At 64.3% G+C, this 1,398-nt stretch carries 1 pseudogene and 1 other annotated feature; the pseudogene reads left to right on the forward strand.

Going from position 1 to position 1,398, the window contains the following annotated elements:
- The first annotated feature begins 52 nt into the window (after positions 1–52).
- Positions 53–1,367: pseudogene (locus ABZ789_RS22610) on the forward strand (IS3 family transposase).
- Positions 331–459 (forward strand) — a sequence feature (AL1L pseudoknot). Its footprint overlaps the pseudogene before it by 129 nt.
- Positions 1,368–1,398 lie beyond the last annotated feature (31 nt).

Genomic DNA, 1,398 nt, shown 5'->3' on the forward strand with positions numbered 1-1,398 from the left:
TGAATCGCCCCGGGTCTGTCGGAGGCTCTCGAACCTGTGAAGGATAGAGAGCATGGCAGCACCACGGAAGTACAGCGTTGAGCTGAAGGAACGAGCAACGAGAATGGCGGTCGAAGCCCGCCAGGATCCGGCGACACGGCCAGGTGCGCTCAAACGGATCGCCGATCAGCTCGGTGTGCACCCCGAAGCGCTCCGGACGTGGGTCAAGCAGGCCGAGGTCGACGGCGGCGTGCGCCCCGGCACCACGACAAGCGATGCCGAACGGATCGCGCAGTTGGAACGAGAGAACCGCGAGCTGCGGCGGGCGAACACGATTCTCAAGCAGGCCTCGGCTTTCTTTGCGGCGGAGATCGACCGCCCACAGCGCTGATCGTGGAGTTCGTCGCCGCGCACCGCGACGAACACGGGGTCGATCCGATCTGCGCGGCCTTGCGCGAGACAGCCGCCCAGATCGCTCCGTCCACGGCCCGAGCCCATCTGAGCCCCCAGCGAACCGAATCGACACGTGCGGTGCGTGACCGTCAGGTTCTGTCCGAGATCCGGAAGGTTCATGCCGACAATCTCGGGGTGTACGGGGTCCGCAAAGTGCACGCCAGTCTGAAACGAAAGGGGATGTCGGTGGCCCGGTGCACCGTGGAACGATTGATGAAAACCGATGGGCTACAGGGAATACCCCGATTGAAAGGACGGAAGACCACACACAGTGACGGGGCCGAGACTCCGCGGCCGGCGGATCGGGTGCAACGGCGGTTTGTCGCCGACGCGCCCAACACATTGTGGGTAGCGGATCTGACCTACATTCGCACGCATTCGGGATGGGTGTACGCCGCGTTCGTCCTCGACGTGGGGGCACCTCCCTGGACGAAGTCCTTGGGGGAGTCTCCCGAATGATCGTCGGGTGGCAGGTCTCGACGTCGATGCGCACCGACCTGGCCCTCGACGCCTTGGATATGGGGTTGTGGGCGCGCCGACGGGTCGGCCAGGACGTCGCCGGGTTGATTCACCACAGCGACCGCGGCGCCCAGTATCGAGCGGTGCGCTACACCGAGCGACTCGACGAGTGTGATGCGGTGTCTTCTGTTGGTTCCAAAGGTGATTCGTATGACAACGCGATGGCAGAAGCGTTCAACTCGTTGTTCAAGGCCGAGTGCATTCGTAATCCCGTGATGCGTCCACGCGGGGGCTGGCGGGGCGTGGGAGACGTCGAGTGGGCGGTCGCCGAGTACATCGACTGGTTCAATCATCGCCGCTTGCATGGCGAGATCGACCACGTTCCACCTGCCGAGTACGAGGCCGCCTACTGGTCGAATCACACGGCGGCCGACTACCGTGAGACACCGGTCCTCGCTGAGGCCGGAACCAGATAGCCGAGCCTCCGCCGAACTCGGGGCGATTCAG

It is taken from the genome of Rhodococcus sp. NPDC047139, assembly GCF_040643435.1.
GTDB lineage: Bacteria > Actinomycetota > Actinomycetes > Mycobacteriales > Mycobacteriaceae > Rhodococcus.